This is a genomic window from Paenibacillus sp. 01T47 (genome assembly GCF_056398245.1).
Genome location: NZ_JBFTPA010000015.1, coordinates 140,679 through 161,791 on the forward strand (window position 1 = coordinate 140,679; position 21,113 = coordinate 161,791).

24 protein-coding genes are annotated in these 21,113 nt (G+C 44.1%); all 24 read left to right on the forward strand.

Annotated elements, in window-relative coordinates; translation table 11 throughout:
• Positions 1–270: 270 nt before the first annotated feature.
• Positions 271–1,437: an Alp7A family actin-like protein gene (locus tag AC1DOV_RS25040; protein WP_477512455.1), complete on the forward strand. Its 1,167-nt coding sequence runs from the start codon at positions 271–273 to the stop codon at positions 1,435–1,437.
• Positions 1,434–1,769 (forward strand): hypothetical protein, encoded by a 336-nt coding sequence (locus AC1DOV_RS25045; RefSeq protein WP_441883427.1) that lies wholly within the window; start codon positions 1,434–1,436, stop codon positions 1,767–1,769. The genes AC1DOV_RS25040 and AC1DOV_RS25045 overlap by 4 nt, the downstream gene beginning before the upstream one ends.
• Positions 1,770–1,831: 62 nt before the next feature.
• The gene (locus AC1DOV_RS25050; RefSeq protein ID WP_441883429.1) at positions 1,832–1,993 is read left to right on the forward strand and encodes an aspartyl-phosphate phosphatase Spo0E family protein; all 162 of its coding nucleotides are present in this window, start codon (positions 1,832–1,834) and stop codon (positions 1,991–1,993) included.
• A gap of 5 nt (positions 1,994–1,998) precedes the next feature.
• Complete coding sequence (locus AC1DOV_RS25055; protein WP_441883431.1) at positions 1,999–2,154, forward strand: hypothetical protein; 156 nt, start codon at positions 1,999–2,001, stop codon at positions 2,152–2,154.
• Between the two features lie 82 nt (positions 2,155–2,236).
• Positions 2,237–2,572, forward strand: a complete 336-nt coding sequence (locus tag AC1DOV_RS25060; RefSeq protein WP_441883433.1) for a hypothetical protein — start codon at positions 2,237–2,239, stop codon at positions 2,570–2,572.
• Between the two features lie 55 nt (positions 2,573–2,627).
• A complete protein-coding gene (locus AC1DOV_RS25065; RefSeq protein ID WP_441883435.1) occupies positions 2,628–2,879 on the forward strand; it encodes a hypothetical protein in 252 nt (83 codons plus the stop codon).
• Positions 2,880–3,056: 177 nt separating this feature from the next.
• Positions 3,057–3,500 (forward strand): hypothetical protein, encoded by a 444-nt coding sequence (locus AC1DOV_RS25070; RefSeq protein WP_477551316.1) that lies wholly within the window; start codon positions 3,057–3,059, stop codon positions 3,498–3,500.
• 179 nt (positions 3,501–3,679) lie between these two features.
• Positions 3,680–3,949, forward strand: coding sequence for a hypothetical protein (locus AC1DOV_RS25075; RefSeq protein ID WP_477512454.1), 270 nt, complete (start codon positions 3,680–3,682; stop codon positions 3,947–3,949).
• Positions 3,950–4,201: 252 nt separating this feature from the next.
• The gene (locus AC1DOV_RS25080; protein ID WP_441883441.1) at positions 4,202–4,864 is read left to right on the forward strand and encodes an ArpU family phage packaging/lysis transcriptional regulator; all 663 of its coding nucleotides are present in this window, start codon (positions 4,202–4,204) and stop codon (positions 4,862–4,864) included.
• A 29-nt stretch (positions 4,865–4,893) separates the two neighbouring features.
• Complete coding sequence (locus tag AC1DOV_RS25085) at positions 4,894–6,357, forward strand: hypothetical protein (protein ID WP_441883442.1); 1,464 nt, start codon at positions 4,894–4,896, stop codon at positions 6,355–6,357.
• A gap of 702 nt (positions 6,358–7,059) precedes the next feature.
• On the forward strand, positions 7,060–7,635 hold the full coding sequence (locus AC1DOV_RS25090; protein WP_441883444.1) for a TetR/AcrR family transcriptional regulator: 576 nt from the start codon (positions 7,060–7,062) through the stop codon (positions 7,633–7,635).
• A 66-nt stretch (positions 7,636–7,701) separates the two neighbouring features.
• Positions 7,702–8,919 carry an MFS transporter gene (locus tag AC1DOV_RS25095; RefSeq protein WP_477512452.1) on the forward strand — a complete coding sequence of 406 codons (1,218 nt, stop codon included), beginning with the start codon at positions 7,702–7,704 and terminating at the stop codon, positions 8,917–8,919.
• A 205-nt stretch (positions 8,920–9,124) separates the two neighbouring features.
• Entirely contained in the window at positions 9,125–9,520 is a 396-nt protein-coding gene (locus tag AC1DOV_RS25100; protein ID WP_441883446.1) for a VOC family protein, read from the forward strand.
• A 140-nt stretch (positions 9,521–9,660) separates the two neighbouring features.
• Positions 9,661–10,065, forward strand: a complete 405-nt coding sequence (locus AC1DOV_RS25105) for a DinB family protein (protein ID WP_441883448.1) — start codon at positions 9,661–9,663, stop codon at positions 10,063–10,065.
• 283 nt (positions 10,066–10,348) lie between these two features.
• The gene (locus AC1DOV_RS25110; protein ID WP_441883450.1) at positions 10,349–11,401 is read left to right on the forward strand and encodes a CpaE/TadZ family protein; all 1,053 of its coding nucleotides are present in this window, start codon (positions 10,349–10,351) and stop codon (positions 11,399–11,401) included.
• Positions 11,402–11,412: 11 nt separating this feature from the next.
• On the forward strand, positions 11,413–12,096 hold the full coding sequence (locus tag AC1DOV_RS25115) for an EAL domain-containing protein (protein WP_441883452.1): 684 nt from the start codon (positions 11,413–11,415) through the stop codon (positions 12,094–12,096).
• Positions 12,097–12,161: 65 nt separating this feature from the next.
• On the forward strand, positions 12,162–12,962 hold the full coding sequence (locus AC1DOV_RS25120) for a metal-dependent hydrolase (RefSeq protein WP_441883454.1): 801 nt from the start codon (positions 12,162–12,164) through the stop codon (positions 12,960–12,962).
• Between the two features lie 83 nt (positions 12,963–13,045).
• Entirely contained in the window at positions 13,046–13,447 is a 402-nt protein-coding gene (locus AC1DOV_RS25125) for a hypothetical protein (protein ID WP_076269575.1), read from the forward strand.
• 56 nt (positions 13,448–13,503) lie between these two features.
• The gene (locus AC1DOV_RS25130; RefSeq protein ID WP_477512450.1) at positions 13,504–13,788 is read left to right on the forward strand and encodes a hypothetical protein; all 285 of its coding nucleotides are present in this window, start codon (positions 13,504–13,506) and stop codon (positions 13,786–13,788) included.
• Positions 13,788–16,022, forward strand: coding sequence for an MFS transporter (locus tag AC1DOV_RS25135; protein ID WP_441883458.1), 2,235 nt, complete (start codon positions 13,788–13,790; stop codon positions 16,020–16,022). The genes AC1DOV_RS25130 and AC1DOV_RS25135 overlap by 1 nt, the downstream gene beginning before the upstream one ends.
• Entirely contained in the window at positions 16,023–17,906 is a 1,884-nt protein-coding gene (locus AC1DOV_RS25140) for a hypothetical protein (RefSeq protein WP_441883460.1), read from the forward strand.
• Positions 17,878–19,731 (forward strand): helicase HerA domain-containing protein, encoded by a 1,854-nt coding sequence (locus tag AC1DOV_RS25145; protein WP_441883462.1) that lies wholly within the window; start codon positions 17,878–17,880, stop codon positions 19,729–19,731. Before AC1DOV_RS25140 ends, AC1DOV_RS25145 begins: the two co-directional genes overlap by 29 nt.
• An 8-nt stretch (positions 19,732–19,739) precedes the next feature.
• On the forward strand, positions 19,740–20,846 hold the full coding sequence (locus AC1DOV_RS25150; protein WP_441883464.1) for a M23 family metallopeptidase: 1,107 nt from the start codon (positions 19,740–19,742) through the stop codon (positions 20,844–20,846).
• Positions 20,847–20,852: 6 nt separating this feature from the next.
• Positions 20,853–21,107 carry a hypothetical protein gene (locus AC1DOV_RS25155; RefSeq protein WP_441883466.1) on the forward strand — a complete coding sequence of 85 codons (255 nt, stop codon included), beginning with the start codon at positions 20,853–20,855 and terminating at the stop codon, positions 21,105–21,107.
• The last annotated feature ends 6 nt before the right edge of the window (positions 21,108–21,113 follow it).

Consider the following 21,113-nt stretch of genomic DNA (forward strand, 5'->3'; position numbering starts at 1 on the left):
TACACTTTCCCCTGTACTTACCGCAATGAATATTTCATAATTTAACCTCAAATTTTCCTTTTTGTTTTTTCCTTCAAATAAATCAGAAACTTCGTAGAAAGGAGAATACCGTTGAAAGCACTTGAAAGTTATGAAGACGAATTTTTAAAACTAGTCGCTAAAGCATTGAAGAATTACTCTAACATAAAGAAACAAGAGAAAATTATACAAAACAAATCTTAGAAGTGAATCTATCAGTGAATACGAAATAACTAATAGGAGGAATTACAATTGAATATTCAACGTATGGTTACCGACTTTGGTAACTCACTTGGCCAATTCATGATTGATGGTCATTATTTTGAGATGCCTTCATCTATTAAAGAAATTTCGTCAGAGGCTGTAGAGGGGTTATTTGCACAGACCATTCCTGCTGATTCCCTTGGAGAACAACTTGTTGTCAAGTCGGGTGATCTGTTCTTCATGGTTGGAAAACGAGCACAGGCGGAGCTCTTAGGTAATGCTCATATCTATAAATTACATGATAAAACAAAATCTGAGACGGTATGGGTTACTTGGCTTGCTGGATTAGCATTATATCATGCATTTAAATGCCCAGAGCTGAATCAAGATACCATATCGATTGAGTATTTTGGCACGTTATTACCAGTTTGGCTGGTTAAGAAAGGAAATAGTTTTAAAGAAAAATTAGCAACGATGGCAGATCGTTTTCAAGTAGAAACCTCTTTCGAACTTATTACTCCAGGATTTAGTCGTAAACTAACGATTAAAGTGAATTATGCTGAGTGCCGCATAGAAGGAGAAAATGCGCGACATGCTCTGAAACTCGATCTTGAAGGCAATATAAAGGAGGATGCTAAGAGGTACAAGGAAGCATTTACGGTCATAGATGATATTGGAGGTCAAAGTCAAGATTTATGTAAGCTGCAGCCTGATCTAAACGGAGCTCAAAAGTCAGATGACTTTGTATCATCAACGGATCAAAGTTATTTAGCGGTATTGGAGAAATTAAGAACGGACAAGCTTATGGATTATTTTCAGGACGTTCGGTCTCTGGAATCCTTTATCCTCTCACACATTGAATCTCAAATTTTTTTATATAAGGATCCAGTATCTCATGCAGAGTTCCCTCTGACAGAGGATATTGAGCCGGTACTAAATGATTTTGCAGCTGTTGCCATGCAGAAGTCATTACAAAGTTTCAATTTTAGGCAAGGGGATCTAGTGTATTACGTTCACATTGGTGGTGTAAATCAAGCACTTCGCAAATACATGATGGATTACTTATGTAAACAACTGGGCGAGAAAGTAGCTAAGCTGTATCATATATTTCCTGAAGATTCACGCAAATTGAATATTTATGCTTCAGAGATCGTTGCGAAAAATTATTTAAAACGCAACATTCCAGTTAGCGTAAGGATCGCTAATTCAGAATGACACGCCGAAATCAATACAATGTCAGCGCATTGAAATTTACGGATGATGTACATGACTTTTTGGAGCATTTATCTACAAGTCGTGAATTATCTGAATGGGTAGCACAGCAAGTTAAACAGGAGATTGGACGTATCGGTACGTCAACGGGGACATGCTCCTGCAGCAAAGTAATGGATGAATTGAAGGAAATAAAGCAGCTTCTTATCAGCGGCTGCAATAAATCGAGTCAAGAAGAGCCAGAAGACAAAGAATCTAAAACGGCCATGAAACAAATTAGTAGTGATTCGATAAATCAGCTCATTGTAGAAAGTGATTTGGAATACGGATTTTAAAGCCGTTTTATCAACACGGTGGCAGGCATGAACCATAAAATCGTTTAAAAGGAGGGATGGATGTGCAGAGGGATGGGCTTGATAAAATCATTGAGCAAAAGCGACTCATGATGCAATTAGCAGCTAATCAAAATAACAATAATCTCGTACATCCAGATGTGGTAAAGGCGAGTCAGGAACTGGACGAGCTTATTAATTTAGCGATGCAAAAGGAGAGGAGGTAAGGCAGATGGAAGCTACTGGTTTCCCTTATCAACAAGATTTAAAACAGCTTGTTGAAGGAGAAAAAATCGTACTATATCTGGCTGAAAAAGCTTATATCGTGCAGCTGGCAACGGATGAAGAGTTGGAGAAAATCAACCAAGGATTTTTTATTATGACATAGCCGAAACGCCCAGCATGGGGCGTCGCGAGGTAAATAGCCATTCCTCGCCTGAAGATGGCAGGCTAGATTGGAGGCAAAATGGATGGGGGTTGCTAAGTTAAAATCTAATTCAGAAATGGATCTTATCGATGGCATTACATATGACAAACATTATCGGATGACATATCATCCTGACTTTCATTTGAATCACGGATTAAAATTCTCAAATGAAGATTTGGAATATTTATGTATGTTTTATGGGATCGATAAAAATCGAACTTTGGCTTTTGGCTTAGGTCGCACGGAGTCAGTGATTCGATCAAAATATGAGTATCTTAAGAGAAAGGGCCTTATTGATTACTATCGTAATCGTTATCTAAGAAAATACGAAGCATTTGATTTAGCCGAAACGCTCGTTCCAGGCGTCGTGAGAAGATAACCGCTCTCACTTGATAATGGTAGGTTGAAATTACAAGCAAAGTGAGGGGATTTCTATGAAGAAGTATGAGGATTGGAAGGGCAATATGGATGATTTCTTGAAAATTGGTGATGAGGTTGATGAGGAGTTTTACGATTATTTTTTGAACGTGTTACCTCCAGCATCCTGGACTTCTTCTCTCGTCCAAATCGGTGAACCTCATAGCCACGTTGGGGGAAGGGCTACTTACGCCACGATAGCCAAAGTTGATGGGAAATGGATTTATAGAGGGCATTGTCATAGAGGTGAAACCTCGCATGCAAAATAGCTTGCAGGTTGATGCATTTGAGCAAATTCATGACTTGAAAGTAGATTTGCAGAATCTTTTGCAATCTGTTGAGGGAGAGAGGAAATTGATTCGTCAATTACTCTCTACCACTAACCGGTTGGCCAGTAGCACTTATTCTAGAAATTCTGCAGGATTTAATAAGGATGGGAGGATATTATGAAAATCTGTAATCGGGAAATTAAATTTCGTCGTGAAAACTTAGCACTGATTCACAAGGTCAACGGAATTATTGATGAATATATCTCTAGAGGATACTCGTTGTCACTTAGACAAGTTTATTATCAACTGGTCGCACGAGATATCATACCGAATACTGAGCGCAGCTATAAAAATTTGGGAACGCTCGTATCGGATGCTCGAATCTCAGGTCTGATTGATTGGGATGCGATAGAGGATCGAACACGAAATTTGAAAGGGAATAGCCATTGGAATACACCAGGGGATATTATGTACTCCGCAGCAAGTAGCTTTGCTTATGATAAATGGGTCGACCAGGACTATCATGTCGAGGTTTGGGTTGAGAAAGATGCCCTCGTTGGTGTGGTTGGTACGATTTGCGATCAATTAGTATTTCATACTTCTCATGTCGTGGTTATGTAAGCCAAACGGAAATGTGGGTCGCAGCACAGCGGCTAGTCCGAAAATAAGATGAAGGTAAAGAAACGGTAATTATCCATTTGGGAGATCATGATCCTAGTGGAATTGACATGACCCGCGATATCGAAGCGCGATTAAATATATTTGAATCCTTTCCATTAGTGCGACGAGTAGCTTTAAATATGGATCAAATTGAACAATATCTACCGCCTCCCAACCCAACTAAGCTTACAGACACGCGAGCTACGAGCTATATATCGGAGTTTGGTTATGAATGCTGGGAATTGGATGCGCTTGATCCACAGGTTATGGAACAAATCAAAGAGACGAATGTATCTGAGTTTTTGGATATTAAGCGTTTTAATGCAGCAGCTGCTCATGCGAAAGAAGCAAAAGCGACACTACGGAAGGTAGCGGATCATTGGGATGATATTAAAAAACGTTACGCTTAATAATGTACACAAGAGCCGAAACGCCTGGCTTTAACAGGCGTCGCGAGGAGATTGGTTACCTCGCCTGAAGATGGCAACCAACAACGGAGGGAGTGACAAATCTTGATTTGCATACATTGCGATAGACTATGCCATCCAATAGACGAGGGACTTTATTACTGCGATTATTGTAGCCAACAATTTGAACAAACCTTATTACCTTTAGATGACCTATATGTTGTCCCTGTTAAGCGAAAGGAGAGAACGACGATCATGCGGAGAAAAATATCAGTAACCGAACAAAATATCGCATCTATTCCTTTATCCTGGCTTACTGTACGTTATGGCCAACTTAAAAAACAATTGAGGACTACGCTCACACCTGAGCTGGTTCAAGAAAGTTCACTCATTGCGACGTATATGGCAGACTCGGGTAACGGCTTTGACGATTTCTATGCGGGAGCAGAGCAGGTGGAGCTAAACATACCACAGACTAAAAAAGAAGAATATGTTCCTCTCGTGGAGGAGCTGCTTGAACAGTATTTTTTAAATACAAAGCGCAAACGCAAATTAGAGCTCGATTTAGAAACTATGCAATCTCAACTAGCTTTGCCAGCCATGACCGCTTCCTACAGTGGCATGAGCGGTGGCGGTGGCCCTGCAAGTCCTATCGAGGCGGAGTACATTCGAAAAGAACAGCGGATGACAAGCAAGGCACAGGAAATTGCAGATCTAGACATTGAAATAGAAGAGATGGACCGAGCATTATCCCGTTTATCATCGGAGCAAAGTGAATTAATAGAAAAACGCTATTTAGTTCGGTACAAACCATATGATTATGAGTTGCTGGAACAAATGCGTTATAACCGTCAAAAATATTTTCAGCTAAAGCACAATGCCTTATGTAAAATAGCTACCAGTTTGAAAATTATATAGAATCACCTCATCAAGAAAGGAGAAAACCTATGCTGAACGAACATAAATCAATCATCCAGCCACTTCAAACTAACACACCTATTAAGTTCAGCTACCGTTTTTTACAAGCTTTATTTGCTATTGAAGAAGGATTCGAAGCACGTCAGACGTTTCGTTCTCCGAGTGGACGAGCAAGACTCATGCATCATCTCACTAAAGCAGATTTGCAGCTTGCAATGACGCTTCAGGTAGGCATTCAGACAGTAGGTATTTCCACGTACATCAATCGTCATATTATCTACTTAAAGCTGAAGGAACTCTTTGAAGTCCCCGTAAACAAAGATCAGTTTTATGCATCCTATCATAAATTTGTTTTGCATAAGCTCATACTTGAAACAAAAGAAAAGTATATGGGTACGCTATCCATTAGCCTGCCCTCGTATTTAGAGCCTGACGGTCAGTTAGGGCGATTTATTTTGCTGCCTTCACTAGTAACGAGAAAGGCTTTTACATCGCTGTCTATAGCGGTTCAGAAGCTTTATATCTATGGTTGTGGCCAACAAGGAGATGAGAGACGTAAATTGCTGCAGCTTAATTTCTCTAAGCTTGGGCAGCTCATACATCGTGAGGATAACAGTCATATTCGGAAGGTATTAGAGCAGCTGGGATCAACTATGGTTATAGATGGTCAGGCATTGTTTTCAATTGCACGAGTGGAACGTAACTTATTCGGTGAACCAAAAGCAGTATTTCAGGTGAATGCGGCACTCATGCCAAGGCATATCACCGGCATGCATTATCGCTCTATTTTTCCTGCCAAAAAAAGCTACCGCCGCTTGATTGCCCAAATAAAGGGCTATTTAGTGGCTATTGGTTGTGAATCAATCCTGGATTGGCAAAATGGACAAGGTTTGCTGCAGCTTGCTGCGATGCTGAAGGATAAAAGCCAAAGTGTACTGCGATACGTTATGGCTCGCATTAAAGAAAGCTTTGATATGGATGGTGAGCATCCAGAGAAGGCAATAGATCGCATACGACTTGAAATGCGAGATAAAGGGGCAGCTGCACTACTGGCCATTACCAAAGAGACAGGTATCATAAGATTTGTGAAGGAACGCAAGCGAGAAGATTTTGTACTCAAGCTGAATGGTTTTATGAAGCCAGGATTTAGAAAGTTATGCCGCCGCGCTTTACTAACACTGGAACAACAGCATGCCCTACCAGGCGCGTTTAATACACTAGACTATAAGTTGTCGACCTTGGCTGCTGAAGAGCTGGAGTTGAATGTGGATCTACATACATTCCGGACGATGGCACTGGCCAAGCGCATCGATCCTACCGCCTTTAAGGATATGATTATGGATGCCGGTTATCGTATGCGTGAAGGCGAATCCTCAGAGTCATTGATGCAATGGATGGCTTGGGAAATGGACAAACTTCCTACATGGAAGCCTATACCTGATCCGCCGCAGGATTTTTGCCTCGCTACATATTTAAAAACAATGCAAGCTTAGCCCTCAGCCCTAGACTCTAGGATAAGGGCTCTTTCGCATTTCCCAATCCGTTATCGTTCCCTTCAAAACTATTCATTCTCGCAATAAAACTCACCTAATCATTTTCTGTAATCGTCCTTAACACATGATTTCTCACCCAAGTAATGACAGTTTTGAATGATGAATTTTTTGTAAGAGCATTTTCGAAAATAAACAGATAAAAAAAGCGTTGAACTAGCCAGTGGAATTTAGGTATGCAAAAACAAGAAAGTTAAACTCTATTATTTAAAAATTTTCCGTTTTTATAAGCTGTTTTTTAGAAATAGTCGGTTTATATTCGGTAAAATAAAAATAGGTTCGTTTTTATTCGGCAAAGTCTCGTAAATGCTGCGCTGTTGTTAAGGTGCGTTAAATCGTAATCGTTTAATCTTGTAATCGTTAAAGGTTATAAACGTTTTCATCATCAATCGTAGACTTAAAACAAGTTTTGATAATTTGGAACAAAGATCGATAAAATTTCGGTGTAGATTACAAAAATGGTGCTTCATTAAACTCCCTCGGTACGATGCAGGTTTCTCACGAATAGCAGAGGTCCACTAATTTCACATAAAAGTCTGTATTCCATCTTATCCCAGTCTGAGCTAACTTTCATATCTGCAGAAAATACTGGACTGATCATTCCGAAAAAGAATATACTGTACCTACGGAAACGGAGGGAGAACCATGGGACGCTACAAAGAGTTTGATAAAGAAGCGGTGCTTCATAAAGCGATGCTCGTTTTTTGGAAGAAGGGCTACGAAGCGGCAAGCATTCCCGATTTGCTGGAAGCTATGAATCTTAGCAGATCAAGTCTGTACGAAACGTTCGGAGACAAACAAACGCTTTATATCGAGGCGATCAACTGGTACAAGAAGTGGAAGCAAGCCAAACGGGACATCCTCGTCAATGCGACATCCGCAAAATCGGGAATCCGGCAGTACTTCGAGATACACATCGATTCCGCCTTGGACGGCGAGTCGCCGAAGGGCTGTCTCATTACTAATGCGGCAGTCGGCATGGATTCGCCAGATGAGCAACTGAATGCGTTGATCCGGGAGCGGTTTTACGAGTTGGAGAAATCCTTCTACGAGCTGCTGCGCAAAGGTCAGGAGACGGGAGAAATCATGCCTGAGAAAGATATCAAGACTTTATCTTATCTGCTCTCAAACCTGAATCATAGTATAAATATCGTTGCGAAGGTGCAGGGTGACCGCATCAAGATGCAGCAGATGATAGACATGGTGATGGAAATGATATAAGACATTTTTTTGCGCATTCCGGAACGATTGTTCCAGAAAATTTCTGGTGAGCAAAGGGGACTTTCTATGCATTCAGCTTCCATTCCAACGGAAAAACCGGTTTCGCCATCGCTGATTTTTATCCTGGCAGCCGCTTGCGGTATCATAGCGGCAAATCTTTATTATGCTCAACCATTGATAGGCTCAATCGGTTCGACCATCGGGCTCTCTTCCGGGGCTGCGGCACTCATCGTTACGTTGACTCAAGTCGGCTACGGGATTGGCTTGTTATTTATCGTACCGTTGGGAGACATCTTGGAAAATCGTAAGTTGATCCTTTCATCATTGCTCCTTACAGCTGCCGTTTTGACAATTGCCGCTGTAATCAAAAGCGCCATCCTGTTCCTCACCGCCTCACTCGTGATCGGAGTAGGTTCCGTAGCAGCACAAATCCTTGTACCGTATGCGGCTCATCTTTCGCCTGAAGCCGAGCGCGGTCGCAATGTGGGCAACGTCATGAGCGGGCTACTTCTGGGGATTATGCTCGCGCGTCCCATTTCAAGCTTGGTGGCGGAGTATATGGGCTGGCGCGCCATATATTTCATCTCCGCAGCATTGATTTTCGCGCTGGCTCTTGTATTGGCAAAGGCACTACCCGCAAGGAAGCCTTCGACCACTAAAGCTTACCCGGCGCTGCTGTACTCCATGCTGCATCTGCTGAAGGCGACACCGGCATTGCGCCGGAGGGCAATTTATCATGCTTGTGTATTCGGAACGTTCAGTTTGTTTTGGACTACAGTTCCGTTGGTATTGACAAGTCCGCCGTTCCATTTCACTCAGAATGAGGTCGCTCTGTTCGCATTAGTCGGGGTAATGGGGGCAATTGTGGCGCCAGCGGCGGGCCGTATGGCAGACCGTGGATGGGTTCGCCCGGCTACGGGATGGGCATTGGCCATCGTCATCTTTTCCGGGCTGCTTCCCTTGCTCGTTCCAACAAGTTCTGCACTCGCAGTCCCCATCCTCGTAGTTGCGGCGATTTTACTTGACATGGGGGTTACCGCCAACATGGTTCTCGGGCAGCGGGTGATTTTCTCTTTAGGAGCGGAATTTCGCAGTAGGCTTAACGGTTTGTATATGGCCATTTTCTTTTTAGGGGGCGCTATGGGCTCAGCGGCAGGGGGATGGGCATACGCAACGGGGGGCTGGGAGGCGGCACTGCTGATCGGAATCGCCTTACCGGCCATCGCCATGGCGTATTATGCGACGGAGTTTTCGAGATTAAGGAAGGAAAATCTCATTGATTGAGGAGCACAGTTGAGTAATCCACACGTTCTAAACTAACGGGCAGAATAATATAGAAAATTATTCAAAAGAATTCGTTTACTGTACGGAACACTTGTTCTATTATATTGAGGTATCCTATAATTAACTCGACTCAGGATGGAAAAAGAATGGGAGACGGCAATTCGTAAATAAAATTGCTGAAAAATGGAAAAGAGGTTGATTACGGATGGCGACAACTGAATGGACAAACAAAATTACCGAAATCACATTATTTGTGGAAGATTTGAAACGGTCGAAGATATTCTATCAAGAGTCGTTTAAACTTGCGATCATGTATGAAGATGAAAATTGTGCGGTGTTCGATTATGGCAATACAAGCATTAATCTGTTAAATCAAACAAATGCCCGCGAGTTAATTGAGCCGGTACGAGTAGGTCATAATGGTGATGGCGCTCGGTTTCAGTTCACGATCCAAGTACCCGATGTTGATCAGGTATGCGATGAGCTTGTAATTCGTGGTGTTAAGCTATTGAATGGACCGGTAACGCGCCCCTGGGGGCGGCGGACGGCTTGTTTTGCCGATCCGGACGGGCATGTGTGGGAGATTGCGCAGGTGCTGTAATTAATTGAGATTAGCGGGAGAGGATCAGGATGTTGAACGATTCTTCTACTATTATCGAGCAATATATGTGGAATTTGGACAGGTATTCGATGGAGCAGTTGAGGTTTAAATGCAATGAAAACGTATGGTCGATCGGGTAAATGTATATTCACGTGATCGAAGTGGCGGAAGAGTACATTGGGCATATTGAATCCTGTATCAAGGCAAAGCACGTAGAGCCTAAAGGCAAGACCGAAGACGGAACGAAGGCGTTTGCCCAAAAAGAGTGGCCCAATATCCGTGTGAAGCTTGAGCAACCACCCAACGCGACAAGAAACCCCAGTAGCAAGGATGAAATCAAAGTTGGCTTGGAGCAAGTACTAGAGAAATTGGCATACTGGGCGAGTTGCGTAAATGAGGCGAATCCGGCTTGCAAGGTGCGTCATGGTTGGTTTGGGTGGCTGAACGCGCGTGATTGGTTTGAGATGGTTGGCATGCATAGCAGGCACCATTTGCGACAGAAGGCGATACTGGACGAGAAAATTGCAAAGTTCAGCATTAGTTAGCACGACTTCCTAAAGCTATTTGCTACTGATGATTGAACTAACGGGAAACGATAGTTGAAGAACAAAAGGGATGCCTGATGGAAACCTTTCGTCGTAAAGTTCAGTTTTTATCAAAACTTATTTTAAAAATATTTGGTCTCCTTAACGAAAAAAGTAGCTTTAAAATTATTAAACTTTATTATAAAGCTACATCAATCCATGTTTTCTTTAAATATCATACTTTTTGCATACGAAATGCAAACGATGACAATGAGAAAATTAGATATACTGAAAGAGTAGAAAAATGAGAAGCGAAAGGCCGTCAGACATGAGCTGGCGGCTTTTACTCGTTTATGGAGGTGACAGAGGATTGCATGTCTTGATTTACAATTTAGAAGTAAAAGAGATACCGCCGCCAGCGTACCGGCTGCATGTATGTAATGATCAAAAAGAAATGGAAGGCATGCTCCTAAAAATGACGGTTACCCTTATTGTCATGCCGGAGGAGCATGCTGGATTGATTGAACGTTTGAGTTTGTTCGCACCCAATATCCCCATTGCTATTGTGGTCAAAGAGCATTCTCATCAACATGCACGTCACTGGACCTCGCAAGGGATTGCTTGGGTTTGGCCAGAAACCAATTGGGAGAGACATTTGAATCTTACGCTCGATGCTCCGCTGCCGGAGACACAATTAGCGGATAGCCAAGAAAAGGTAGTATCGCAAACGTATGATCAACCAACCATACTAATTGCCGTAGCAGGGGCTTTTGATGGGGCTGGAAGTACACATCTATCTTTTGCGCTTGCGAACTACCTAGCTAAACAGGGCGATGGTAAAGTGGCCATTTGGGAGGCTGGTCGCAACCCCTGTTTCGAATTTCTTGCTTTTAATCACAATGGGGTAGTCAATACTAAGCCACGCTTTGAAATGGATAAAGTGACTTACTTTAAAAGCACAGTAGACATGGATTGGGTAGAGTCTTACGCTGAGCAATTTCGCTATTTAATCGTTGATCTGGGCAATATTAATACGAGTGAACATACGAGTCTTTTCTTTCGGGCAACGATTCCGGTCTTGGTCGGGTCCGGTAGCAGCTGGCGGCAACGTGAGCTGGTGCAGCTTTGCCGCAAACATATTCATAAGCCACAAGAAAAGTGGCGAGTCGTATTGCCTATGGCTTCGGAAGATGCCAGGGATGAAATAGCGGAAACCTTGGCTGGAAGACATGTCATGTCCTTACCAACTTGCGATCCCTACCAGTTGTCGGAAGAAGCAGAGCAGGTGATCGAGCGGATTCTAAATATCACTACACGAAAGCCAGCAGGTTTCTTTGGACGATTTATAAAGCGTTAGGAGGGAAATGAGTGAGCTATATCTTACGTTACCAACCCATAGTGGATATTTCGCGAGGACAGGAGGTTATTGGGTATGAGAGCTTTGTGAGTGGATCTAGGGGAGAGAGTCCAGCTGAGCTCTTCAAACGTTATGCTGGACAAATCGCACGTTTTGATCGTGAGCTCATGCATACAGCTATCGCGGAAGCTTTACCAAGGCTCCAACCGCAGCAATTGCTATTTTTAAATGTACATCCTAAAACGTTATTAGCAGGCGTGTCATTACCTGAAGGCCTTGCCAATCAACTGGTACTGGAAATCATGGAGAGCACGATCTACAGTGCGCGTATAAAAAGGCAGCTGCAGCAATTGGCCTTGAAAGGATATACCATGGCCTATGATGACTTTGGCAAACGAAATGCCAACTTAGATCGGCTGCTGTCTACGACATTTCGACCATCATGGATCAAACTAGACAAGGCGTTTATAGCGGCATATGCTGAACCTCAAGTGCCTCTTATCATAAGATACATGCTAGAGTTATGTGAGCTCTTGCATACTAAGCTCATTATCGAAGGTGTGGAATCAGAGGAGCAATTGCAATTGCTTCATACCTGTGGTGTCCGGTACGTCCAGGGCTATTACCTAGGCATGCCAAGCCGTGTTATTGAAGGGAAAACAATCAGCTCTCAACCACTTCAAGCAGTAAAATAAGCGATTCACCATACCTGGGTGAATCGTTTTTTTATGTGAAAAAATCGAGAGAGGGGGTGAAAACAATGAACAAAGCAGGACATGTGGCACTAGGTGTGGCCGTTGGATCGGGCCTGCTTTCACTCTTGCCACAAATGGACGGACATATGGCATCGCCCATAGTCTACATTTTAGCTGTTGCGGTAGGGAGCCTGGCACCGGATTTAGATCATAAGACCAGTACGGCTAGTAACCTCATTCAGCTCTCTACACAAAACCGAAGAATGGCTCAATCACTTGGTTTGCTACTTTTGTTAATCGCGGCTGCCATATGGGGACTCCCTAGACTTGGACTCGACCTAGACAACGTATGGGCAATGAGTGCACCGCTTTGGGCTGCTGCAGGCGTTTTATGCTTATTGCTTGCGAAGCTGCGTAGCCTGGTATTGCTTGGCGTAGGAGCCTTATTACTTGCGGCATATGCCATGTATGATTGGCACTGGATCACAGCTTTTGCAGGCGGGGCATTACTTATTCTTCCCATGGTGAAGCATCGGGGGATCATTCATACGCCAGAGTTTGCGCTAGCCTTAAGTATTGGAGCCTTTTCTTTTGGGCAGCAAAGCGATCTATGGATGGTGCAGGCCATTAGCATGGGGCTTATCGTGGGCTGGTGGGCGCATCTGATCGGTGATCTATTTGGACGTGAGGGGATTGGCTCTCTAATCTCAAAAAAAATACATGTGGCTTTACGGCTTTTTGATAATGGAGGCACCGGTGAACGGTTATTGTCGGGGTTGTGTTGGGGAATTAGCATTGTTTGCTGGATCGTCTTTATAATGCCAGAAGATTGGCGAATGGAGGCTTTTTTATCTTCAATCCTATAAAACTCCTACAAACATTTCGATTGAAAGAGATCAAATGAGCAATAGTCCTATAAAAATCCTACAAACGGAAGGTGTTTTTAACAATGAAGATTAAAAAATGGTTGGTATGGCTGCCTATGATGATTATGGTTTGGATGATGCCGGTGATGGCCTATGCGGCAGATGAGAGTAATCCAATTACAAAACTAAAGAAGTATTTCAAATTCGATTGGAAACTGCTTGATGGGCTTGGTTTCATGTTTTATGTCGTGATGGTCCCAATTACGTTTATGATTATCTTCCTATTGGTTTACAGCATATACGATATTATCCGTTTTGGCATAAAAGTCAAACAAGCAAAAGAAAGTATGGGTAATAAGAAGTTTTGGATTGAAACGGGCGTTGTATTCCTCATTATCTTCTTCTTCTTCTCCGGTCTATTCCTAGACTTTCTGGAGCAGGTATATAACTGGACGAGCACACAAGATATTACTTCCGGTATGTAATGCTTAGTTATCTCGCATCGGAAACGTCGGAAGCTTATCTCAAGAAGATGAAGAAAATGTACGCTATTGATGTCAATCAGTTGGGGGCGCTGGAATGGGTGCTTGTCATTGCAGGCACCTTTGCCACTATCGTATCCACCATCGCCCTTGTCTACTGGCTGTATAAAATGATCCTTTTCTTATGGCAGGTGAAGTTGGCGAAGGCCAATCTGAATGATTCAAAGTTTTGGAAACGGATGGGGATTGCGCTCGCTATTATTATGCTCTTCGTCACTTCAGGGATGTTTGCTATCTTAGAGGGCATCTTTAATGTTTTGGGGAAAATGGGGTGGACGATGTGATGCAAGATGTTTTTTACACCTATTTGGCTGCTGCAGTGGAGGAGCCAAAAGAGAGCAATGATAAATGGTATATACCGGAATGGGTGACGGACTTAGGTAGTCAGTTCCGCGATATAACCCAAACGTTTCAGGATCTCATGTCGGGTAAGCTAATTAAAGATGCTATCGATGGCGTAGTTATCGGCTGGACGGATGAGTTTCTTGCACCGTTATATGGGACATTTGCAAAGAGTTACTTGTTTACCCCTCATATTGCTGATATCAAAGCAGTATTTGTAGGGTGGTCGATTATTTCCATCATTAGCTTAGTTGCGCTACTGGTAGGTATTGGTATGCTATCCATCCAGATTATAAAGGGCAAAAAAGAGATGGGTCAGCTCTTAAAAGTATTTTTATGGAGCTTTATATCTGCCGGTGTAAGCCTATCGGTTATGAATTTTATAAACGTGGGTTTAAACTGGCTCACACAATTGACGCTCGCTGGCATTATCGGCAAGGCTGACATTACGTATCAAAATTTAACGGGTGAAGAGATCCTAAAGTCATTGGTAATCGGCATCGACAGTATAACGAATCCTGCGTATGCCGGCATGTCGCTCGGACAATTAATGGCAGAAACAGAAGGCGGTATTTTTATACTGTTTTTTGATGTATCGGGGATTATTGTGCCATCCTTTGTGCTGTCGATGCTTAAAAGTATTATTGTCATTATCATGGCCATCTTTGTAGGACTCTGGATAGCTTATACAGCGTATTCCGGAAAGCTAGAAACACTGGTAGGATTTATAAACATTTATACTCGAACCTTGTTTGCGGGTTACCTGATGGCTGTGTATTGGGCGATTTTTGTTAAAGCGCAAACAGACTTTGGGGCGGATATTGGGTTTATGTCGGACATTGGCATCCATCCTGCTATTGCTGCTCCGATCACCGCCATTGTGTTGTTTGTGCTCCTCTTCTTTGTTTGGCTCCGTCCGGTATGGTTAGCGGCTAAAATGCCGGTACATCTCAATGGTGGTCAAGCCGTCGAAAAGTTAGGAACGTTTGGTCATCGCAGCTCAATGGCTTTAAATGCAATGGGTAAGCGATTTGGCTCAGAAGCGCTCCAAAGAAAAGGTTTAAGCTGGTCACAGTCAAGTAACCGTGTAGCCGATGTTGGCAGACGGATGCAAGAGCGAAATGTGCAAAAAGCCATCATGAAATCAATCATGACCGGTGGTGGTTCTGAAGCATTGCAGGGTGTGAAATACGAAGCGCCTGCCGTGTGGAAGCATAAAACGGGTAACGTGGTTATGAAAGAAGCTGGTCAAGAAGTGACGAATCATGGCTTGAATTTACTAGATATCCCTGCGCACGAACTTGAACATCAGCTAAAACCGGAGGGCTTTGTATCAGGTGCCGTCATTCGAGTGGATCAAGAAAGTCGAGGAGACATGGAGAAAATAGTCGGTCATCTCGAACAAACGTATGGTAAGGGTATAGCATACAACGCAGGCACCGGTGAGCTGTTAGTAGAGAAAACGGTAAGACCTGTTATGCGCGAGCTGCAGGATGCGCAGATCAAGTCAGCAGCCAGTCATGGTTATACCAAAAATGGTGTCTTTATTGATAGTGACAAGCAGGATATCCGCCGCTTTACGAAGTCTGAAGCAAGTAGGGAAACACTTGATGCTTTAACGGAGAAACTGCCGGTTTATACAAAAACCAATTTAAGTACAACCGAAGCACAATCGGCCTATAACCAGCTGAGTGAAAAGGGAAAACAGTATCCATGGGTCAAGCAATTGAAGCTGGTAAATGGACAGCTATGGATTCCGGAGATTGATATGCCAGAAATTTTGCCATTGCTGCAAAACCTTCGCACGGAGAGTACACCTTATGTGCGTTTTGATTTGCCGCGGGGATCGCAATATTTGGCAGATCTTGAGCAGCAATTGAGATCCAGCGGTGATACTGATTTACTTGCTGGTTTTGAGGCAAATGTAACAGAGAATTACATTATGGTAAGAGAAACGCAAGCCAAACGACTAGAAGAAGTCCATAAGCTATATCGGGAAAATAGGCTGCCTTTCTGGCGGACCATGTCCGGAAAAATCATGGTCATTATAGACGGTATGCCAGTAGATCATGGGCAACAACCGCTAAATGGGATGGATATGGGCAGTTTTGAAAAGCTGCAAGCGGATATGTTGCGGCAGCATGAAGGAACAAGTAAAAAGAAAGGAGGGAAATAGGTGGCAGAGGATCTCAGTCGGCAAGAACAGGAAAATGAGTTGTTGAGTGCTTATTTTTTAGGGGATATACGAGAGGATATACAGTATCTGGGTTTGACGTTTAATGATATCGCTTGGGTAATGGGGAATACGCTCTTCGGAGGCGGATTCCTTTTTTTATTGCCTTTGCCATTTTGGATTAAGATCCCTGGACTGCTATTGATCTTTGTCTTATCCATATTCGGACGATTATTTTCATGGTCTTATCGGCGTCGTCGTCGTTATCGGTATATTCGGCAAAAAAATACAGGCACCGGTGATGAGATGGAGCAGCTGCTTGGTGCTGAGAGTGATGGCTGGTTTTATCGCAGCGGCAAAATGTTGCATATGGTCATTTCGTTGCAAGCAGATCCATGGCAAACCGCGGTCTACAACCAAAAGAAACAACGAATTAACGGCTTTGAACAATTTTTAAGGGCATGCGCAAGCGAACGTTTTGAGGCTTCGATATCTTCTGAACAGATTTCGGACTATCAGCACGAGTTATGGACAGCTAAAGCTAATAAACCGGTAGCTTCCGAAGGTATGGCAGCTCTGAAGCAAAACCGTATAACGATGTGGCGGAACATGGCTGAAAGCGGTGAAGCAAAGCGGAGCGTGTATGTGCTGCGTTTATCCGTCATGGAATACCAAATCGATTCGCGTGAACGTGATGACGAAACAACCGAAATGACCAAAGAAGAGCGCCAGCGCTTTCGCATGATCGCGGAGCTGCGCGAAAAGCTGCAGCGTGTATTAGATCCGCTAACGGCATCAGGCCACGAGGTAACGATTCTATCAGGGCTTAGCATGCCGGAGCTCATTGGCCGCTGGTTAGATCCAATCAGCTGGGAGCGTTGGATGGCAGCAGAGGGGAATTGGGAGCAAGAGGCGCCTGAAGAGCTTGTTATATCGTTAGCAAAGGAGGATAGCAAGGAAGAAGAGGTTGACCATGAAGAGAAGGAACAAACGGATAGCCCACCTCGCAAAGGCGTTTTAGCGGTCATAACGGCTGGTCTTATTACGCTGGCGAGAAAAGTCGGCTATGGCTTACGCTGGGCAGGCAATGCATTACATCGCATTCTAGCGCGTTTGAAATCGAGGAGACCAAGGAAGGAAGTCCTGGATGATTTATTACACATAGCAGATTCACTATCGGATCTAACCCTGCAGGGTGAAGAAGAGGAGAAGGAACAGCAACTTATGTCTGCTCTTCAGGGGATCTTGTTTCTGACTTCGCCCACCTCTAGCGGGAAGTCATTTTTAACGGCCAATATGGCTGTTGCGCAAAGCGGTGAGGGTGTAATTCTACACGTGGTGGACTTATCACCGGATCGTGGTACGCATACGTATCTCAATCCGCTGCGCGTATCAAGCTCGGAGCCAGGATGGGAAGCTTGGACGTCACGGAATGCACCAGGGCTTACCTTGTGGCTGCCAAGTGAAGAGCAGCGTCCTCACATTGAGGAAACCATTCGTCTTCTTCGCAAGCTTTCGGAACAGGGTCCGGTCTTGGTTGATCTTCCCTTTGCGCACCCCTCACGAGCAGAGCTGCTAAAGCTTGGTCAAGCGGTTGCGATTGTAGATGGTGATTATCACCACTGGCTGCAATGGGAGCAAGCGGCAGAGAGCTGGCATGGCGAGGTATGGCTTAACCAGTGTGAAGAACCTATGACAAGTCATATGGCTACGCTGCTTAAGGAGAAATGGGGCCAGCGTGTATCACTTACATTCCCGCATTTTCAAGAGGCAAGCCGGTGGCTCTTCCAGGGCCGACCTTTTGTCTTAGATCCTAAAGCGGTTGTTCATTTTATCCAGGTAGAGGAGGAGCAGTCCCATGTTAGCGGAAACCAAGCGGCTAGTTAAAAATTGGCGAAAAGAAAAATCAGAAACCGTAGTCAATGTTATTGATGGTAAAGACGATAAAAGTGGCCACTTTGTGCGCGTACTGATGATTAAGGGATATCCACCGGTGCTGCTCACCGGCTACCTGGACAAGCTCGATGAGCTGGTGGGCAAGGAAGGCGCTACGCTGCGTAAAACGATTCGTTATGCAGCCAGCGATGTGACATGGAATCTATCACTAAAAAATAAATTAAACCGGCTAACCGTGTCGATAGCCAAGCAGCAGGAAGACGATCCAGCTAGAAAAGCGGAAGTGCAAGCGAAAGAAACGATTTTATCCTTACGCGATGCGAAGCAGCAGGACAATCGCAAACTGCTTGACGTTTATACCTATCTTACGATTACAGCTCCAAAGCGCCATCAGCTCCATGCAGTCGAAGTAAAACTTAAACTCTGGTTTGATGAGCTAGATTGCAAACTGGATAATCTGCCATTTGAGCAGCAGGAGGCGCTGAGGCAGACGAGTCCTATATTTGATCCCCACACGCCAAATAGCGAGTTCTTTAACAAAAAGCATTATGGCCATGTGACCACGGATACCGCAGCTGCGCGCACCTATCCCATGACAAGAAGTGGATCTAGTGATGGGCAAGGTCCTTATTTCGGCAGACGGACAGAAGACGGCTCTTTTACCTTTATTAATATTTGTGATCCCGATGATCCAAGAGCACAAAATATTACGGTTTTCGGTAAAACAGGACAAGGTAAATCCTACTTTTTAAAAGCCTTAGTTGTTTCGTTGCTAGAGGAAGGCATACATGTATTTGTTTTCGATCTAGACGGCGAGTGGCGCGATCTTTGCGAATATGTAGGCGGGGTTTATATCGATCATACGGCAGACCAAGGCCGCTACTATGAGCCGCTTACGATTATGCCTGCGCTACCTGAATTGGATTTGGATTGCATTAACTTTAATCGTTCAAGGCGAGGGAAAGCCATTGATAATGGTGTTCGCGCCTTCTCGCTGCTTGCAGATGGCTTAGCTAAGGCAGAGCTTTTTGAGGCAGGTGAAGCGATTAAACGTGTGTTCGACAAAGCTGGCATTGTGAAAGAGAAGCCAGAAACGTGGGATGCGCCATATACGGGTCCGCGACCAACCATTCATCGTGCTTTTGAGGAGATAGCCGAGGAAGCGAAGAAAGAAAATCCGGCAGCTAAAAGCTTGTACGATGCCATCAAGATTTACTTTATTGGCATTTATGATGGCATTTTTCAAATTGAAGAGTCCATCACCTTTCAAAAGACAAAACTTACCGTCATTAAAGTCGGAACGGGTCAAACGGATAATAGCGACGATAAAGATGAACTAGCCAAACAATCGCAACTTAAAATGTCGATGGCCATTGACGTTGTAAACTCCAATATTCAATGGTTGAAATTCGAAGGCGCTTATTTTTCAGCGGTGCTAGTGGATGAAGGTCAGCGACAAACGAAAAATCCAGAAATGAGGCGCGAGATTTTTGCTTGGTATACAGCGATACGGAAGTGGAACGGCATGATGATCCTTGGATCTAATACGCCAGCGATTATGCTCGATACAGCAGAGGGCGAGGGCATGTGGGAAAACACGAGTGTTCGCGTTTATTTCTACATGGAGCAATCAGCGATTAGAAAGCTTGCTGAGCACTCCAATGTGCCGATGGAAATTCAGGAGCGCATATCACAAAACGAAGATACCAATCAATACATCCTGGAGTATCACAAAAAATATGATGAGCTGGTCATGGTGGTACCTCCTGAAGAGAGCGCTTTGTACAAGACTCGTGGTCTTAAACAGGCAGGGTAGGTGGGAAAATGCAAGGTTCCATCACCAATACAGTACAAACCGTAAAGAAAGCCCGTGCTATCTATAAGTTAATTCTTCTGCTAGGTACACCGGCTTCAGTCGTCCTTATAATTTTAGCTGTTCTGATTGTTCTTATTATGCTGCTCACCGTTCTCCCCTTTCTCTTATTTGCTGAGGAGGGGAGTTTGAATAACCAAGGAGCGTTAGGAAGTTCTTGGGGACCGATCCAGCTCGATGCCGACGGCAGCAATTATCAATGGCCGGTGCCATCGATTACGCGCATTACGTCGTATTTTGGTATACGAGATATTGGCGAAGGCGCAGAAGCGCATGGCGGCATTGATATTGCTGATGGTGCTGCGAACACAGAGCTGCAGCCGATCTATGCGATCGCTTCCGGCACAGTAACCATTGCGGGAACGCTGGGTACATTCGGACAAGCGATCTATATTGATCACGGTGGGGGGCTGGTGAGCATCTATGGACACTTGGATACGCGAATGGATGTAGAGCCAGGGAGCGTCGTAAACAAAGGGCAGCGAATCGGCAGGATCGGTGCAGGTAAAGTGGGGCGCTCGACGGGTCCTCATTTACACTTTGAAGTGCGTGTCAATAATAAACGAGCTAATCCACTTGATTATGTGCAGCCGGTCATTCAAGTATCAAGCGAATTGTCTTATCGTCCGCTCGATATTGCACTGGCTAATCGCTTCTTAGTGAGCAAAAAATCAGCGCTTGCTGACCGCTCGATTTTAAGTGCCATCGATCAGGCAGGAAAGGCGCAAAACGTCGATCCTATGCTTTTACTTGCGATCACAGGGCAAGAACAATCCTTTGTTCCGATCACCAAAAAACATGCAGAACTGATCGTTAAAAACCCTTGGAATGTATTTGGATGCTGGTGTAGCGGCAAAGGCGCGACACTCACCACAGAGCAATCTGCGTTGATCGCTGCAAAGACGATTGTAAAGCTTTCGCAGGATCGGCCAAGCAATCGTAATGCGATTGAATGGCTTAGCGCGAAGGACAACCCACGAGGCTATTACGCAGAGCATGCAGGCTGGTGGATTGGTGTCACCAAATTTTATAGTGTGCTGCTCAATTTGAAGGAGTGATTTATTATGTCCACCCTTGTAATCCTTATTGGTCTGGTACTGTGGTTCCTACACCGGCAGGGGAACAATTTTGTCATACCGAAATGGATTTGGACCATAATCGGTTTATTTTTGATTTTTATGGTCGTAAAGAACTTAAATGATGTTTTTGATTTTGCAAGTCATGAGGCGTCGGAATGGTGGCCATTAATTCAAGAAAATGCTTATCGGACAAGCGAACGGGTACGTAGTTTTATACAACAGATGATGCAGGGAGGCTGATTCATT

What these genes read in the sequence shown, in the direction of transcription:
- AC1DOV_RS25080 (WP_441883441.1), top strand. Translation starts at nt 4,202, where the DNA reads ATGCGGAGAAAAATATCAGTAACCGAACAAAATATCGCATCTATTCCT.
- AC1DOV_RS25120 (WP_441883454.1), top strand. Translation starts at nt 12,162, where the DNA reads ATGAACAAAGCAGGACATGTGGCACTAGGTGTGGCCGTTGGATCGGGC.
- AC1DOV_RS25090 (WP_441883444.1), top strand. Translation starts at nt 7,060, where the DNA reads ATGGGACGCTACAAAGAGTTTGATAAAGAAGCGGTGCTTCATAAAGCG.
- AC1DOV_RS25045 (WP_441883427.1), top strand. Translation starts at nt 1,434, where the DNA reads ATGACACGCCGAAATCAATACAATGTCAGCGCATTGAAATTTACGGAT.
- AC1DOV_RS25155 (WP_441883466.1), top strand. Translation starts at nt 20,853, where the DNA reads ATGTCCACCCTTGTAATCCTTATTGGTCTGGTACTGTGGTTCCTACAC.
- AC1DOV_RS25100 (WP_441883446.1), top strand. Translation starts at nt 9,125, where the DNA reads ATGGCGACAACTGAATGGACAAACAAAATTACCGAAATCACATTATTT.
- AC1DOV_RS25135 (WP_441883458.1), top strand. Translation starts at nt 13,788, where the DNA reads ATGCAAGATGTTTTTTACACCTATTTGGCTGCTGCAGTGGAGGAGCCA.
- AC1DOV_RS25125 (WP_076269575.1), top strand. Translation starts at nt 13,046, where the DNA reads ATGAAGATTAAAAAATGGTTGGTATGGCTGCCTATGATGATTATGGTT.
- AC1DOV_RS25105 (WP_441883448.1), top strand. Translation starts at nt 9,661, where the DNA reads ATGTATATTCACGTGATCGAAGTGGCGGAAGAGTACATTGGGCATATT.
- AC1DOV_RS25095 (WP_477512452.1), top strand. Translation starts at nt 7,702, where the DNA reads ATGCATTCAGCTTCCATTCCAACGGAAAAACCGGTTTCGCCATCGCTG.
- AC1DOV_RS25110 (WP_441883450.1), top strand. Translation starts at nt 10,349, where the DNA reads ATGAGAAGCGAAAGGCCGTCAGACATGAGCTGGCGGCTTTTACTCGTT.
- AC1DOV_RS25085 (WP_441883442.1), top strand. Translation starts at nt 4,894, where the DNA reads ATGCTGAACGAACATAAATCAATCATCCAGCCACTTCAAACTAACACA.
- AC1DOV_RS25145 (WP_441883462.1), top strand. Translation starts at nt 17,878, where the DNA reads ATGTTAGCGGAAACCAAGCGGCTAGTTAAAAATTGGCGAAAAGAAAAA.
- AC1DOV_RS25130 (WP_477512450.1), top strand. Translation starts at nt 13,504, where the DNA reads ATGTACGCTATTGATGTCAATCAGTTGGGGGCGCTGGAATGGGTGCTT.
- AC1DOV_RS25060 (WP_441883433.1), top strand. Translation starts at nt 2,237, where the DNA reads ATGGGGGTTGCTAAGTTAAAATCTAATTCAGAAATGGATCTTATCGAT.
- AC1DOV_RS25150 (WP_441883464.1), top strand. Translation starts at nt 19,740, where the DNA reads ATGCAAGGTTCCATCACCAATACAGTACAAACCGTAAAGAAAGCCCGT.
- AC1DOV_RS25055 (WP_441883431.1), top strand. Translation starts at nt 1,999, where the DNA reads ATGGAAGCTACTGGTTTCCCTTATCAACAAGATTTAAAACAGCTTGTT.
- AC1DOV_RS25065 (WP_441883435.1), top strand. Translation starts at nt 2,628, where the DNA reads ATGAAGAAGTATGAGGATTGGAAGGGCAATATGGATGATTTCTTGAAA.
- AC1DOV_RS25070 (WP_477551316.1), top strand. Translation starts at nt 3,057, where the DNA reads ATGAAAATCTGTAATCGGGAAATTAAATTTCGTCGTGAAAACTTAGCA.
- AC1DOV_RS25075 (WP_477512454.1), top strand. Translation starts at nt 3,680, where the DNA reads ATGGATCAAATTGAACAATATCTACCGCCTCCCAACCCAACTAAGCTT.